Source organism: Azospirillum sp. B2RO_4 (assembly GCF_051124815.1).
Taxonomy (GTDB): Bacteria; Pseudomonadota; Alphaproteobacteria; order Azospirillales; family Azospirillaceae; genus Azospirillum.
In genome coordinates, this window is the sequence record NZ_CP118488.1 from 610,963 (window position 1) to 626,745 (window position 15,783).

14 protein-coding genes are annotated in these 15,783 nt (G+C 67.6%); all 14 read right to left on the reverse strand.

All coding sequences use genetic code 11. The features are described from left to right. Position 1 precedes the first annotated feature (1 nt). A complete protein-coding gene (locus PWS46_RS23295) occupies positions 2-1,747 on the reverse strand; it encodes a hydantoinase B/oxoprolinase family protein (protein ID WP_434623242.1) in 1,746 nt (581 codons plus the stop codon). After that, a complete protein-coding gene (locus PWS46_RS23300) occupies positions 1,744-2,646 on the reverse strand; it encodes an isocitrate lyase/PEP mutase family protein (protein WP_434623243.1) in 903 nt (300 codons plus the stop codon). The genes PWS46_RS23295 and PWS46_RS23300 overlap by 4 nt, the downstream gene beginning before the upstream one ends. A gap of 94 nt (positions 2,647-2,740) precedes the next feature. Next, positions 2,741-3,454, reverse strand: coding sequence for an ABC transporter ATP-binding protein (locus PWS46_RS23305; RefSeq protein WP_434623244.1), 714 nt, complete (start codon positions 3,452-3,454; stop codon positions 2,741-2,743). Beyond that, positions 3,447-4,193: an ABC transporter ATP-binding protein gene (locus PWS46_RS23310; protein ID WP_434623245.1), complete on the reverse strand. Its 747-nt coding sequence runs from the start codon at positions 4,191-4,193 to the stop codon at positions 3,447-3,449. Before PWS46_RS23310 ends, PWS46_RS23305 begins: the two co-directional genes overlap by 8 nt. Then, positions 4,180-5,178 carry a branched-chain amino acid ABC transporter permease gene (locus tag PWS46_RS23315; protein WP_434623246.1) on the reverse strand — a complete coding sequence of 333 codons (999 nt, stop codon included), beginning with the start codon at positions 5,176-5,178 and terminating at the stop codon, positions 4,180-4,182. Before PWS46_RS23315 ends, PWS46_RS23310 begins: the two co-directional genes overlap by 14 nt. Then, a complete protein-coding gene (locus PWS46_RS23320) occupies positions 5,175-6,047 on the reverse strand; it encodes a branched-chain amino acid ABC transporter permease (RefSeq protein WP_149200950.1) in 873 nt (290 codons plus the stop codon). The genes PWS46_RS23315 and PWS46_RS23320 overlap by 4 nt, the downstream gene beginning before the upstream one ends. Positions 6,048-6,156: 109 nt before the next feature. Beyond that, positions 6,157-7,401 carry an ABC transporter substrate-binding protein gene (locus tag PWS46_RS23325; RefSeq protein ID WP_434623247.1) on the reverse strand — a complete coding sequence of 415 codons (1,245 nt, stop codon included), beginning with the start codon at positions 7,399-7,401 and terminating at the stop codon, positions 6,157-6,159. A gap of 5 nt (positions 7,402-7,406) precedes the next feature. Further along, positions 7,407-8,273 carry a GntR family transcriptional regulator gene (locus PWS46_RS23330; RefSeq protein ID WP_434623249.1) on the reverse strand — a complete coding sequence of 289 codons (867 nt, stop codon included), beginning with the start codon at positions 8,271-8,273 and terminating at the stop codon, positions 7,407-7,409. Positions 8,274-8,407: 134 nt separating this feature from the next. After that, the gene (locus PWS46_RS23335) at positions 8,408-8,779 is read right to left on the reverse strand and encodes a ribbon-helix-helix domain-containing protein (protein ID WP_434623251.1); all 372 of its coding nucleotides are present in this window, start codon (positions 8,777-8,779) and stop codon (positions 8,408-8,410) included. Positions 8,780-8,826: 47 nt separating this feature from the next. Beyond that, complete coding sequence (locus PWS46_RS23340) at positions 8,827-10,875, reverse strand: sigma-54-dependent Fis family transcriptional regulator (protein ID WP_434623253.1); 2,049 nt, start codon at positions 10,873-10,875, stop codon at positions 8,827-8,829. 223 nt (positions 10,876-11,098) lie between these two features. Continuing rightward, on the reverse strand, positions 11,099-12,736 hold the full coding sequence (locus tag PWS46_RS23345; protein WP_434623255.1) for a molecular chaperone GroEL: 1,638 nt from the start codon (positions 12,734-12,736) through the stop codon (positions 11,099-11,101). Positions 12,737-12,967: 231 nt separating this feature from the next. After that, positions 12,968-13,324, reverse strand: coding sequence for an MmoB/DmpM family protein (locus PWS46_RS23350; protein WP_085086548.1), 357 nt, complete (start codon positions 13,322-13,324; stop codon positions 12,968-12,970). 36 nt (positions 13,325-13,360) lie between these two features. Continuing rightward, positions 13,361-14,497, reverse strand: coding sequence for an aromatic/alkene monooxygenase hydroxylase subunit beta (locus PWS46_RS23355; protein WP_434623256.1), 1,137 nt, complete (start codon positions 14,495-14,497; stop codon positions 13,361-13,363). Positions 14,498-14,526: 29 nt separating this feature from the next. Further along, positions 14,527-15,585, reverse strand: a complete 1,059-nt coding sequence (locus tag PWS46_RS23360) for an NADH:ubiquinone reductase (Na(+)-transporting) subunit F (RefSeq protein WP_434623257.1) — start codon at positions 15,583-15,585, stop codon at positions 14,527-14,529. Positions 15,586-15,783 lie beyond the last annotated feature (198 nt).

A 15,783-nucleotide genomic window follows, 5' to 3' on the forward strand; every position in this document is an offset into this window, starting at 1 on the left:
GTCAGGCGGCGGGGGATTCGCGCAGTGTGGCGGTGGCGGCGATGTCGAGCCCGCCGTCGTCGGTCAGCGCCACGCCATAGGCGCTGCGCGCCGCCTCAATGCCGAGATAGCCGAGCCGCACGTCGCGGGCGACGGCCTCCGCATCGCGCCGCTTCGGATCGCCCCAGCCGCCGCCGCCCGGCGTCTCCAGCCGCACGCGCTGGCCGTCGCGGATCTTCACGTCGGTGACCTTGGAGGCGAGCGGCGGCGACTTCTCGCCATCGTCGCTCTGCCAGGTGAAGCGGTTCAGCGCCGCAGGATTGCCGCCGGCCACGCCGAAGGGCGCGAAGACGCCGCGCTCACCCAGCAGGAAGACGTCGGCATCGGTCAGCGCCTCGATCTCATAGACCGCGCCCAACCCGCCGCGATGCAGGCCGGCGCCTGCGGAGTCCGGGCGCAGCGCCCATTGGGTGAACATGACCGGATAGGCCGCTTCCAGGATTTCCACCGGCGGGATGGTGGCGGTGGAGATCGGGTTGTTGGCGTGGTTCAGCCCATCCGTCTCCGGATTGCCGCCCAGCCCGCCGCCGAAGAAGGAGAACATGACCCAGCGCGAGCCGTCCTTGCGGTGGCCGGCGAGCGACAGCGCGTTGATGGTGCCGAAGGGAGCGGCGGTTGCGCGGGCCGGATCGGCGAGCGCCAGCGCGCCGAACACCACGCCGATAACGCGCAGGATCGTCTCGGTGTATCCGCCGACCGGTTTCGGCGGCTTCACCGCCAGCAGGGTGCTTTCCGGGATGACGAAGGTGATCGGGTTGAGGCAGCCGGCATTGGCCGGGACGTCGGTGAAGACATGCTTCAGCGCGACGTAGCAGCAGGCGACCGCGGTCGAATAGGCGATGTTCAGCGGCCCGGCGCAGGGAGCCGACGAGCGGGAGAAGTCCAACGTCATCCGGTCACCTGCAATCGTCAGGTCCAGCGCGATGCGCAGCCGGTCCGCCGTGATGCCGTCGTTGTCGAGATAGTCCTCGAAGCTGTAGGTGCCGTCAGGCAGCTTCGACAGGGCGCTGCGCATCAGCGCGTCGGCCCGCGCGGTGAAGGCGTCGAAGGCGGCGGCGACCGTCTCCTCGCCATGCTCATCCAGCAGTTCGGTCAGGCGGCGCACACCCAGATCCAGCGCGTTCAGCTGCCCGTTCAGGTCGCCGTAGTTCGACACCGGCACACGCGAATTGGCGGCGAGGATCGCCAGCAGGTCGTGGTTCATCACGCCGGCCTTGACCAGCTTGACCGGCGGGATGCGCACGCCCTCCTGGAAGCTGTCGGTGGCGCGGGCGTTGAAGTTGCCCGGCACGTTGCCGCCGATGTCGAGCCAGTGCCCGACCGACGCCATCCAGCAGAACAGCCGGCCATGGCGGAAGATCGGCCGCACCAGACGGAAGTCGTTCAGGTGGGTGCCGCCGTCATAGGGGTCGTTGAACAGGAAGATGTCGTCGGGATGCAGGTCGCCTTCGCGCGCCACCTTGTCGATCACCGCCTTGACCGCGAAGGCCATGGCGCCGACGAAGATCGGCAGGCCGTTGGTGCCCTGCACCAGCGTGGCGCCGGTCTCGGCATGATACAGGCCGTGGCAGGCGTCGCGCGCCTCGGCGATGATCGGATTGAAGGCGGAACGGTAGAGCGTCGCGTCCATCTCGTCGGCGATCTGCTCCAGCCGGCCCTTCAGGACGGCGAGCGTGACGGGGTCGATGGTGGCGGTCTTCATGGTCATGCTGCGTCCTCCCGCTTGGCGGGTGTGAAGTCCTTGTAGGTTTCGCCGAGCGCCAGCATTTCCGGCGTGCCGATCAGCTCGTTCAGCGCGTTGAAATCGAACATGCGGTCGCGGAAGGGCTGGGTGGTGCCGTGCTGCGCCAGCGACCCGTAATAGTCCTGCGCCTGCCGGGCGAGCGCCCGCACGATGCCGCCGGGGAAGATCACCAGCCGATAGCCCAGTTCACCCAACTCCGACGCGGAGCTGATCGGCGTCTGCCCGCCCTCCACCATGTTCGCCAGCAGCGGGCGGATGCCGCCCAGGTCGGTGGCGATGGCGGACAGCTGCTCCCGGCTTTTCGGTGCCTCGACGAACAGCACGTCGGCACCGGCCTCGACATAGAGGCGGGCGCGGTCCAGCGCCGCCGGGACGCCTTCCACCGCCACCGCATCGGTGCGGGCGACGATCAGGGTGTCTTCGCTGATGCGGGCATCGACCGCCGCCTTGATCTTGCCGGCCATTTCGCCGGCCGGGATCACCGCCTTGTCGGTCAGGTGGCCGCAACGCTTGGGGAAGCTCTGGTCCTCAAGCTGCAACGCCGTGGCGCCGGCCCGTTCGAACATGCGCACGGTGCGCTGGACGTTCAGCGCGTTACCGTATCCGGTATCGGCATCGACGATCAGCGGCGTCGGCACCCGGTCGCGCACCAGGGCGATGGTATCGGCCACCTCGCTGACCGAGACCAGCCCGATGTCGGGCCGGCCAAGCCGGGTGTAGGCGATGGCGGCACCGGACAGATACAGCGCCTCGAACCCGGCTGCGGTTGCCATCGAAGCGGTGAAGGCGTCATAGACTCCGGGCGCCAGGACGACCCGGTCCTGGGCCAGTCGGTCCCGGAAACTGATGCTGGGGACGGTCATGTCAAGCGCTCCCCCCGGCGGCGAAACGCGAAGCCGTCGCGCACCACCGGGTCAGGGTTGGAAGATGTCGGGGGAGGGCCGGAGCGGGCATCGCTCACAGTCCCAGATAGGTGCGTTTCAATTCGGGGTCGCGCGCGATTTCGTCGGACGGTCCCGACAGCGCGAAGACGCCGTTTTCGAGGATGTAGGCCCGGCGGGCGACCTCCAGCGACTGGACGACGTTCTGCTCGACCAACAGGATCGCCAGCCCGTCGCCATTCAGCTTGCGGATCAGCCCGAACATCTCCTCCACCACCAGGGGCGAGAGGCCGAGCGAGGGTTCGTCGAGGATCAGCAGGCGCGGTTCCGCCATCATGCCGCGGCCGATTGCCAGCATCTGCTGCTCGCCGCCCGACAGGGTGCCGGCGAACTGTGTTTCGCGCTCCTTCAGGCGGGGGAATGTCGCGAAGATGCGCTCCAGGTTCCGCGCCCGGTTCGGCTTGCCCCGGCGGTAGCTGCCGAGTTCCAGATTCTCGCGGATCGACAGGTTGGGGAAGATCTTGCGGCCTTCCGGCACCTGGATCAGCCCCTCCTCGACGATGCGCGCGGCGGACTTGCCGTCGATGCGCTTGCCGCCGAAATGGATCTCGCCCGTCCAGGGCGGCAGAACGCCCGACAGCACCTTGTTCAGCGTCGTCTTGCCGACGCCGTTGGAGCCCAGCACCGTGACGATCTCGCCGGCATGCACCGCCATGTCGATGCCGCGCAGCACCTCGGTGGCGCCATAGCCGGTCTTCAGCCCACGGATTTCCAGAAGCTGCTCAGCCATGGGCCGCCCCCTCTGCCTTCAACCGGGCGGCGGCGCCGTGGCCGAGATAGGCCTCGATCACCCGGGTGTCGGCGCAGACGACGGCGGGCGGCCCCTCGGCGATCATGCGGCCCTGTGCCAGCACATAGACGCGCTCGCACAGGTTCATCACCGCCTGCATGACGTGTTCGATCATCAGGATCGTCACCCCTTCGTCGCAGATGCCCCGGATCACCGGGATGATGTCGCGGATCTCCGACGGGTTCAGCCCGGCCAGCACCTCGTCCAGCAGCAGCAGCTTCGGCTCGGTGGCGAGCGCGCGGGCCAGCTCCAGCCGCTTGCGCCCGGCAACCGTCAACCCGCCGGCAGGCCGATCCAGCTCGGAACCCAAGCCCACCCGGCGCGCCACCTCGCGTGCCTTGGCGGTGGCGTCGGCCCGTTTGGCGTGGCGCAGATAGGCGCCGACCGCGATGTTCTCGCACACCGTCAACCCGGCGAAGGGCTGGACGATCTGGAAGGTCCGGCCGATACCGCGCTCGGCCCGGCGATGCGGTTCCTCCGCCGTGATGTCGGCGCCCTCGAAGCGGATGCGTCCGTCGGTCGGAGCGATGAAGCCGGAGATCATTGAGAACAGTGTGGTCTTGCCGGCGCCGTTCGGGCCGATCAGCCCGATGATTCCGCCGGGCTGCAGCGACAGCGTCGCGTTGTCCACCGCCATCAGCCCGCCGAAACGCTTGGAAACGCTCTCAACGGCCAGCATGGGAAACCTCCTTGGGTCCGCGCGCCATCATCCCCCGGCCACGGTCGCGCATCCGCTCCAGCAGTCCCAGGATGCCGCCGCGGGCAAAGGCCACGGCCAGCACCAGCACGCCGCCGAAGACGATCAGGTCGATGCCGGGAATGCGGCCGGCGAACTGCTTGGCGACCTCGCCCAGACCGTGCAGGGTCAGCGCGCCCACCACCGGGCCGAAGACGGTGCCGACGCCGCCGATGATCGGGGCCAGCAGAAGCTCCACCGAAATCCAGCTGCCATAGGCGATGTTGGCGTCGATGTAGAGGAAGTATTGGGCATAGAGGCAGCCGGACAGCGCCGTCACCGCGCCGGACAGGGCGATGGCGCGCAGCTTCACCTTCAGGGAGTCGACGCCCAACGCCTTGGCGGCATCCTCGTTCTCGCGCACCGCCACAAGTTGCGCACCGAAGCGCGACCGCTGGATCCAGCGCGTCAGCAGCAGCACCGCGGCAACGAAGGCCAGCACCAGCCAATAGAAGACGGCGCGGTCGTCGAATTGCAGATTGACCGCACGGACGTCCAGCTTGATGAGCAGGCCGGCGGCCCCGCCGGTGAAGGACGCGGCGTTGGCGAGGATGCGGAACACCTCGGCGAAGGCCAGCGTCACCAGCGCGAAGTAGGAGCCGCGCAGGCCCGACCGGAAGCTGAGGAAGCCGATAACCCAGCCGACCACACCGCCGGCAACCGTCGCCAGCACCAGCCCGGCCCAGGCATTGATTCCGTAGCGCAGTTGCAGGATCGCCGTCACATAGGCGCCGGTGCCGAAGAAGGCGGCATGGCCGAAACTGAACTGGCCGCCGAAGCCGCCCAGGATATTCCAGCCCTGCGCGCCCAGCGACACGATCAGCATGAAGACCAGGAAGTTCAACACCGGGCTGGAGGTCACCACCAGCGGCAGCAACGCCGCCAGGATGGCGAGGACGGCGATCGGGATCAGGTCGCGCGCGGTCATGCCTTGGCTCCGAACAGGCCGGTCGGCCGCACCAGCAGCACGGCGATGAAGATCAGGAAGATGCCGATCTGGCCCAGGCTGTCGCCCAGGAACAGGCCGCACAGGCTTTCCACCACGCCGATGAACAGGCCACCCAGCAGCGCGCCGGGGATCGATCCCATGCCGCCCAGCACAACCACCGTGAAGGCCACCAGCACAAAGGCGCCGCCGATGCGCGGGTTGACGTAGAAGGTCGGCATCAGCAGCCCCGCCGCCACGGCAAGACAGGCACAACCAAGCCCGAAGGTGACGGCATAGACATGCGGCACATCGATGCCGACCAGATTGGCGCCCAGCTTCTCCTTGGCGACGGCACGGATCGCCTTGCCGGTGTCGGTGCGGTTCAGCACCAGCCACAGCAGCCCCGTCACCACCACCGCCACCCCCAGCCCGATCAGGCGCGGGTAGCTGAGCAGCAGCGGCCCCAGCGCCACCACCTGGAAGGAATAATCGGTGTCGAGCGTGCGGGTGTCGGACTGGAACAGCGCCAGCAGCACATTCTCCAGCACGATGGACAGGCCCAGCGTGACCAGCAGGATGTTGCCGTCGTCGCCATGGCTGGCCGGCCCGATGACGAAGCGCTGCAGGCCGTAGCCGAGCGCGAACATCAGCGGCACCAGCGGCAGGATTGCCAGATAGGGGTCCATCCCCAACACCGCCCAGGCGATCCAGACCGCGAACATCGCGCAGGTCAACAGCGCGCCATGGGCGAAGTTGATGATGTGGAGCACGCCGTAGATCAGCGTCAGGCCAAGCGCGATCAGGGCATAGACCGCGCCGGTCATCAGACCGTTCAGCGACGCTTCCAGAATGATCTGAGGTGAATACATGGCAGCCCGCGCATGAGGGGAATGGTCCCCTCACCCGCTCCGCGATGTGCCGGTTTGCGGCGTCGCGGGCGGGTGGGGGGAATGCGGAGATGCGACGGCGAAAAATGGATCAGGCCGCCGGGAAGTTGGCCTTCGCCTCGGCGAATGCCTCCGGATAGATCACCTTGATGTCCTCACCCTGGATCTGGGTGTTGATCGGGGTGGCGCCCTGGTTCTGGCCGTTGACGAACTGCGTCGGGCCATAGGGCATGATGTGGCCGGCGAAGGTGGAGGCGTTCAGCGCCTCGATGATCTTCTTGCGGTCGGTGGAGCCGGCCCGCTCGATGGCGTCGGTCAGAAGCAGCACGTTCGAATAGTTCAGCGAGACATTGTAGGCGAAAGACTTTCCCTGCCCTTCCACCGTCTTGCGCAGGGCCAGCGCCTTCGGGTTCTTCGGATCGTGCCAGTGGTTGCAGTCGATGACGTTCTGGGCGGCCTGCGGGAATTCCTTGACGAAGCGGCCGTTCGACGCCGCCCCGCCCAGGATCGCGTAGACGCCCTTCAGCTTGATGCGCTGCTGCTGCATGGTGCGGGCGAGCAGCACGAACTCGCCATAGTAGTTGGACGGAATGACCAGATCGGGGTTCAGCGAGCGGATGCGCAGCGCCACGTTGGACATGTCGCGCGCCGGCGTCGGATGGGCGATGGTCTCCAGAACCTCGAAGCCGCGCTTCGGCAACTCTGCCTGCAGCAGCTTGGCGAGGCCGGAGCCGAACAGCCCGTCCTCATGCACCAGCACCACGGTCTTGGCCGGCTTGCCCGCCTTGTCGTTGATGGCGGTCAGATTGTCGAGCGCGACCTGCGTGACCTTGCCGAAGCCGGGGCTGAAACGGAAGGTGTTGGTCAGGCCGCGCGACATGATCTGGTCGGATACGCCGACATCGACCAGATAGGGCAGGTCGTAGCGCGCCGCCGCCTGCGAGGCGGCAAGGCAGATCGGGCTGGCGAAGCCGCCGACGATGGCGCAGACGCCGTCGGCCTGCATGCGCTCCACCTCCTGCGTGCCGGCTTCGGGCATGGACCGGGCATCGCCGAACACCATCTCCAGCTTGGCGCCGCCCAGCGACTTGATGCCGCCGGCCGCGTTGATCTCGTTGATGGCGATTTCCGCGCCCAGCCGGCCGAGGTCGCCGTCATGGGCGAGCGCACCGGTCACCGGCTGGAGGATGCCGACCTTCACCGCCGAAGTCTGCGCCCGCAGGATCGACGGAGCGGCCACCGGCACGGTGACGAAAGCGGCTGCCGCGGCGCCGGCCTTCAGCACCGTGCGGCGGGAGATCCCGGAGATCGCGGAGTCCTGAACCGAACGTCCCATAACGCTCAACTCCTCTGTTTGATTGCCCGCGTGCTGCGGGTGGGCTTTTCACCCGGTTTGCTTTTGTCGGTTTTGCTTTTTTCGGTCTTGCCTTTATCGGTCCGCGGCCAGCCCAGGGCAGGGCTCCAGCGCCGTTCGCCGTCGCCGCCGGTGCGCACCAAATCCATGTGGAAGCTGTAGCGGTCGGGCCGGTACAGCGCGTGCAGATGCTCGACGCCGCGGCCCGACGGCTCGTAGACGATACGGGTCAGGGTCAGCAGCGGCGATCCGATCTCCAGATCCAGTGCCGCCGCCGCTTCGGGGCCGGCAAGCGTCGCGTTGATCGCCTGGGTGGCGCGCTCCGTCGACACGCCCGACCGTTCGATCAGTTCCAGCAGCGGACGCGCCGCCAGTTCCGCCTCCGAATAGGTCAGGCCGATCCATTCCGGCACATGGGTGGTCAGGTAGGAAAACGGCTCCCCGTCGATCAGGCGCACGCGCACCGACCGTTGGACCCGTTCGCCGGGTTTCAGCCCCAGGCTCTCCGCAATGGATTCAGGAGGAATGCCGTAACCGAAGGACAGCAGCTTCACGTCCGTGCTGCGGCCCATGTCGATCAGGTGCGACAGCACGTTCGACAGATCGGCGACGATGGGACGGACGGCGCGCGTGTCGTGGACGAAGGTGCCGGAGCCGGCCTTGCGCTGCACTAGCCCTTCCTTTTCCAGAAGGTCGAGCGCACGGCGCACGGTGACCCGCGACACCGCATGTTCGGCCGCCAGCGTCGGTTCGCCCGGCAGGCGTCCGCCCGGCGGCAGTTCGCCGGCGACGATACGGTCACGCAGCAGCAGATAGATCCTGCGCGCCTTCAGGGGTTCGACCGCCGACTTCACAGCACTCCGCCTCCCCTTCACCGGAAACCGTTGGCTGTCTATTCACCAGACAGGAACCTGTATGATGGATAATACAGCTTTGGTCAACAGCGATGTTGGGAGCGCCAACGGTTGCGAGCCGCACCCGGGCCTTTTCAGCGGGAACGGGCGCGGCCCGGACGGAGGGCAACGACGGATGCGCCATCGCCGCCCGATGCGGCAGCGACGGCTTTCATTTCTCCGGCGACGTCATCCGCGGCGGCGTCGGGGGTCAGGGTCAAATAGCGCACGCAGCTGACCCGCAGGAAGGAGGCGAGGTTCTGGACGCTGCCGTGAACCTCCACGACCTCGTCATAGAGGGTGACGATCAGGCGGTTGGTGGTGGTTCCCTGTTCGGCGGCGATGCCGGCCAGGACGTTCCAGAACAGGTTCTCCAGCCGGATGCTGGTCACCATCCCATGGATGCGGACCGACCGGGACCGGGCCTCGTACAGGATCGGGTCGGTGTTGACAAAGATCTGGCACATGCGCCGACACTCCTCCAACGATGGACCTGTTCCTCATCGAAGCCGGCTCATCCCCTGCGAACCGCGCCCCGCTGGATGCCGTGCTGGCTCATCTTGCGATACAGGGTGCTGCGTGAAATCCCCAGGACCGCCGCCGCATCCGACAGGTTGCCGCCCGTGGCGGCGATCACATCCTCGATCGTCCGCTGCTCGGTGACCGTCAGCGACATAGGCACCGGGCTTGCCGGCCCCGCAACCGCCGGATAGGGCGAGGGCCACCCGCCGGTCTCCAGACAGCCGCAGGTGTCGCGCAGTTCGTCCGGCAGATCATGAACATCGACGGTTCCACCGGTGGACAGCAGGATCGCACGCTCCACCACATTGCGCAGTTCCCGCACATTGCCCGGCCAGTCGTGGCCCTGCAGCAGATCCAACGCATCGGCGGTGAAACGGACGGGCGCGCGGCCATGCCGCTCCGCCAGCACGCCGTTGAAGTGGGAGATCAGGCGCGGAACATCGCCATGGCGCTCGCGCAAGGGCGGCACCCGCAGGGCCGTCACGGCAAGGCGGTGGTACAAGTCGCGGCGGAACCGGCCGGCGGCGACCTCCTGCCGCAGGTTCCGGTTGGTCATGGCGAGCAGCCGCACCGACACCCGGCGTGGGACGTTGTCGCCGATGCGATACAGCACCCCCTCCTCCAGCACCCGCAGCAGATAGGGCTGAAGATCGAGCGGCAGCTCGCCGATCTCGTCCAGGCACAGCGTGCCGCCGTCCGCCAGTTCGAACCGGCCGATCCGCCCCTCCGCCGCAGCGCCGGTGAAGGCGCCGCGCACATAGCCGAACAGCTCGCTGCCCAGCATCTCGCGCGACACCGCACCGCAATTGAACGGCACGAAGGGGCCGCCGGCCACCGCGCTGTGACCGTGGACGGCGCGCGCGAACAGCTCCTTGCCGACCCCGGTCTCGCCCTCGATCAGGATGGGGACCGGCAGCGGCGCCAGACGCTCCCCCTGCCCGATCACGGCACGCAGGCTGTCGCTCGCCCCGACGATGTCCGCGAAGCGGCAGCGGCTGTGGTCGGACTCGTCCGGCACCGCCCGGCGCCCGGCGGAGGGGCGGGACGACGCCGAACCGGGAATGACCAGCAGCGTCCCCCGCCGCTCGCCGTCCAGCATCAGCGGACGGACCCAGTCGGACGGGACCGGCAGCCGGCCGCCGGCGCCGCCGTCCAATCCGACAAGAGGCAGCTTCGTCCCCCGGTTCAGCGGCGGCAGCTCCGATCCGAGGCTCGCCTTCAGCAGATGCGCCGCCTTGCGGCTGGCGAAGAGAAGACGCCCACGCACATCCAGTGCGATCAACCCCTCCCCGGCGTATTTCTGGCTGTCTTCCAGGCAGGCTTCCAGAAGCCGCACATGCTCCGCCTCCGTCTGGCGTGCGAGGTTCCATTCCACCTGCCGGGCGGCAACCACGGCCAGTGCCAGCGCCTGCCCGCTGAAGCTCTGTTTCAGGCCGGAGATGTCGAGCAGCCCGACGACCGATCCGTCGACCGGGTCATGGATCGGCGCGCCGGCGCAGCTCCACCCCTTGATGCCGGCGCAGTAATGCTCCGCCGACTGGACCAGCACCGGCTGCTTGGAGGCGAGCGCCGTACCGATGCCGTTGGTGCCGGCGCAGGTCTCGCCCCACTGGCCGCCGCAGGCAAGGCTGATGTCGCGGGCCGCATTCATCGTCGCGCGGTCGCCGGCGGCCTCCAGCACCACGCCGTTGGCATCGGTGATCAGCATCACCGTCCGCGTTCCGGCCAGCAGGTTCGCCGCCTCCGCCAGGGTCGTGGCGGCGGCCTGAAGGAGATCGCGGTTGTCGCGACGCAGAGCCTCGACAAGGTCGCTGCCGACCACAGGCGCCGCATCCGCCCGCGCATCGACCAGGAAGCTCTGGCAGCGTGCCCAGGATCGGATGACCACGTCGCGGACCGGCAGATTTTCCCGCCGGGACCCGGAGACGAAATCCTCCCACGCCTTCATCGTCGCCGTTTCGCCGTCCACCAGCGCATGGAACGCCGGACCGGACGAAGCAACGGCCAGACGGCCGATACCGACCTGCTCATTGGCCAACACAGTCCCCTCCCTGCTTCCCGGCGTCTTTCGCGGTTTTCCCGTGGCGCCGATTGTCCTTGAACGGGGGTGCGGAGACTCGCCCCGAAATGCTCCGCATCCACGATTGTTTGTATAAGAAATCATAAGCCGGACTGAAGCGGGAGCGGTAGTAGCGGAATACTCTATGGCCTTTTTCCTGTGTTTTTCCCCGAAGGTGGAGGTGAACCGTCACGGCAAGGCACGGTCAACTGCGCCCATACCGCTCCATTCCGCCGCCGCGGGCCGGGCCGGCGGTGGGATCGACGTCGTCGGGGATGTCGGCGACGAGGGTGTGGGTGGTCAGGATCAGCTTGGCGACCGACACCGCGTTCAGCAATGCCAGCGTGGTGACCTTGACCGGATCGATGATCCCGGCGGCGAACAGATCGCCGAACCGGCCGGTGCGGGCGTCGAAGCCGGCCCCTTCGGGAAGCTCGGCGATCCGGGCGGCGACGCCGGACCCATCCAGCCCGCCATTCTCGGCGATGCAGATCAGGGGCTGCAGCATCGCCCGCTGCACCAGCTTCACGCCGGCACGCTCGCCCTCCCCCACATCCTCGGCCAGCCGGTCGAGCAGCGGTGCGACACGGGCCAGCGCAGTGCCGCCGCCGGGCACCACGCCCTCCGCCAAAGCCGCGCGGGCGGCGGCGAGCGAATCCTCCAGAAGCTGGGCGGTGCGTTTCTGTTCCACCGGCGTGGCGCCGCCGACCTCGATCAGCGCGGTGCCGTGCGTCAGCTTCGCCAGCCGCTGGGACAGCTTGTCCCGCTCGATATTGGGCGGCGCCTCCTCCCACTGGCGCTGCACCAGGGCGCGGCGGGCGGCCAGCGCGTCCGGATCGCCATGGCCGCGCAGGAGGGTGGTGCGGCCGGCGGACACCTCGATGCGGTCGGCGCTCCCCAAATCCTCCGCCGTAACGCTGTCGAGGCGTCCGCCGAGGTCGCGGGCGATCACACGCCCGCCGGTCAGGATCGCCATGTCCTCCATCATCGCCTGACGCCAATGGCCGAATTCCGGCGGATTGATCGCCACCGCGGTGGCGCGACCGTCACGGCGCAGCGCCATCAGCGCCGCCACCACCTCCGGCGCCACGCTGTCGGCGACGACCAACAGGGGACGCTTGTCGCCAAGGCGGTCGATCAGACGCAGGAGCGGTTCCGGATCGACGATTTTGTGGTCGGTCATCAGGATGCGGGGCCGCTCCAGCACCGCGGTCTGGCCGGTCGGCTCGGTCGCCATATGATGGGACAGGAAGCCGCGGTCCAGCACCATGCCCTCCAGCACATGCAGCGCGGTCGGTGCGCCCGGCTGGCCGTATTCGATGTCGATCACGCCCTCCGGCCCCACCCGGCGCAGGGCATCCGCCACCAGCCGGCCCAGCACCGGATCGGTCGCCGCGACCGTCGCCACCTGCTCCAGCTGCGCATCGCGCTCCAGCGGCCGGGCCATGCCGCGGAGGTGGTCGACGACAAAGCCGCAGGCGCGCTCCATCCCCTCGACCAGTTCGACCGAACCATGGCCATCGGCGAGCACGGCGACGCCGTCCTGGATCAACGCGTCGGCCAGCACGGTGGCGGTGGTGGTGCCGTCGCCGGCCACGTCGTTGGTCTGTTTCGACACCTCGCGCACCACCTGGGCGCCCATATTCTCGAAGCGGCAGGGCAGCTCGATCTCGGCGGCGATGCTGACGCCGTCGCGGGAGATCATCGGCGTGCCGATGGGGCGGTCGATGATCGCGTTCGTCCCCTTCGGCCCCAGCGTGCCGCGCACCGCCAGCGCCAGCTTGCCCACCCCACGGGCAAGCGCGGCCCGCGCCTCGGCACGGTGCAGCATCATCTTCGGCATGGCGTCTGTCCCTCCCATTTTTAATTTTGCGGATTTGAAAAGGATCCCCTCTCCCCCCCGCTCACGCGCAAACTTCGTTTGCGCTGACGCGACAGGCGGACCTTTGGTCCGCCGAAAGCGGGGAGAGGGTTAGGGTGAGGGGGGAACACGGCGTGGATTCTCGGGATAGCCACGCAATGCATCCCCCTCACCCCGACCCTCTCCCCAGGGGGGAGAGGGAGATCTCACGCATCACTCGTAGGCCAGCGCGTCATCCATGTTGCCGAAGAGGACGACCGTGTCCTCATCGATCATGACCATGCGGCCATAGTGGGTGGAGGTGGAGATCTCGAAGATGTGCGGGGTCATCTCGCGGCCGAGAGCCTCACCGATCTCGCTCATCTTGAACTCGATCTTGCCCTCGCCGTCGATGCGGATCATCGCCGGCAGATAGGTGACGGTGATGCCGGGCTTGCTCTCCATCACCTCGGCGATGCAGCGCGCCTCGACGCTGTCGTTCATCGTCACGCCGCACTGGTGGGAGATGGTGCCGTCCTGGGTGATGTCCTTCAGCGGCTTGAAAAGCTGCTGCACGGTGGTGACGCTCATGGTTTTCGTCCTCTTGTGGCGGAGGTGCGGGAAGGATCACTCGGCCGCGGCGTCGGTGATGGCCGCAGCGGCGGCCGGCTGCCCGACCTCGACCGGCGGCAGGGCCGGCAGGTCGGTGTCGATGCCGATCTCGCGCCCGATGGCGGCGACGCGGCCTCTCGCCCGCTCGAAGGCGTCGGCGAAGCTCGCCGCCTTCACCCTGGGCAGCGACCACAGCGGCTGAAGCTGCAACGCCGCCTTCACCGCCAGCCCGCCGTGATGGGCGAACCAGCTCTGCAGCATGGTCCGGTTGTCCTCGCCATGCGCCGGGTCACGCAGCAGCAGGGCGAACAGCTCCACCGCGTTGGCGAGGTTCCGTTCATAATCGGCTTCCGCCGCCGAGATGACCGACGGGGTGGAGAAGTCGTTCTGCGCCGCGGCCACCTGCATGACGAAGCCGCTGCGGAACAGCTCGCCGACCAGCGGTTCGAAGACGAGGTTGACGGCGAAATACTGTTCAAGGAAGTCGGTTGCGGCGCGGATATGCTCCACCGCCTCGCGGCAGGGCTGCCAGATCGGGTCTTCCAGCCAGTGCGCCTTGCCGGCGTCGAGATCGAATGTCCCGATGTCGCTGCCGACCTCAGCCAGATAGAGCGTCAGATCCTGAGCGAAGCGCAGCTTGTAGGAGGCGTTGGTCAGGATGGCGTTGTTCACCATCTGGGTGTAGCCGTAGCGCTGCGCCCGCATCAGCGCGGTGCCCAGCCCATATTCGGCATGCTTGAAGGCACCGACATGGTTCTGCAGCACGGCGACCCAGGCCTTGTCGAAGCGCTGGGGCGCACCGGCGCGGCGCGCGTTCTCCACCACGTTCTGGATCATGCCGACGATGGTGGACTGGCGTTGGTAGTGGGTGCGTTCCCATTCCTGGTCGGGGGCGCGGAAGCCGTGCCAGTCCGTGCATTTCAGCGCGGTCCAGTCCTTGGAATATGTGGGCGTGCCGTCGCCGAAGGAGATGATCCAGTTCTGGAGCAGATAGCGTTCCGGATCGGGCTGGACGTCGACCGTCACGTCCTCGTAATGGGTCGCCTTGCGGCCCTTCGGCTCGAAGTAATTGTAACGGCGGCTGTCGGAACCGGGAAAGGCCTTGGCTCCGGCGGCGGCGGATTTGGTTTCGGTTTCCTGCATGGTCATCATCTTTCCTCCCGTATTTGCAAAATCCCGGTTCAGCGGGTGGCGGGGGTGAATTTGTCGAAATAGACGCGCGCGGAATCGACGCCGGCCATCTGCAGCACCGGCAGCACCGCGTCGATCATCGGCGGCGGCCCGCAGGAGAAGACGTCGGCCTCCTCCACGTCGCCCATGTCGGACAGGTGCCGGCGCAGCACCTCGTGGATGAAGCCGGTCTCGCCGGTCCAGCCGTCGCCCTCTTCCGCATGGGACAGGGCGGGGATGAAGGCGAAGTCCGGCAGGCTGCGGGCGAACTCCTCGAACTGATCGAGGTGGAACAGGTCCCTGCGGCTGCGGGCGCCGTAGAAGAAGCGCACCGGCCGCGTCTCGCCGCTGGTAGCCTGATCACGCAGGATCGACAGCAGCGGCGCCATGCCCGACCCGCCGCCGACCAGGATCATCGGCCCCTCCCGCCCCTCGCGGCGGAAGCAGGTGCCGTAGGGACCGCGGACGCTCACCCGGTCGCCGACCGACAGGCCGCCGTCCAGCTGGCGGGAAAAGGCGCCGTCCGGGTATTTCTTGATGATGAACTCCAGCCGGTTGCCGTCGGCCGGCGGATTGCCCATCGAGAAGGAGCGGGTCAGGCCGATGCCGGGCAGCGTGATGTCGGCATATTGCCCGGCCCAGAACTTCATCGGCTGGTCCAGCTCCAGCGCAATGGCGACGATGTCGTGGGTCAGCGGCTCCACCGCCGCCAGCCGCGCGTCGAAGTCCTTCACCGGGATGGAGCGGGACAGCAGATCCTCGTCGTAGTTCAGCAGTTCCACCGCCACGTCGCTGTAGGCCAGCGAGCGGCAGAGCAGGATGTGGTTGCTGTCGCGCTCCGGATCGGAGAGCGCGAAGGTGGAGTATTTCAGCATCTCCACGTCGCCGTCGATCAGCAGGCATTTGCAGGCGGAGCACTGCCCCTCCTTGCAGCCATGCATCAGCGAGACGCCTTGGCGGAAGGCCGCGTCGAGGATGGTTTCCCCCTCCGCGACCTCCATTTCGATGCCGACCGGCTCCAGCCGCACCGTGTGGACGGCCGGACTGTTGTGCAGCGCTTGTGCGGTCATGGTCTGTCGATCTCCGCGGTGATGTCCGCCTGTGAAGTCCGTTCCCGCCTTTTCGGTTGGGAAAGGCGACGGAATGCACACATCTCGGCATTGTGTAAGGAACTGAAATTGAACAACTTTCTTGGTCGTCATTCCCGCGAAGGCGGGAATCCAGCCGGCTCAGCGGCCCATCCGCGGAGTTTTCTGGATCCCCGCCTT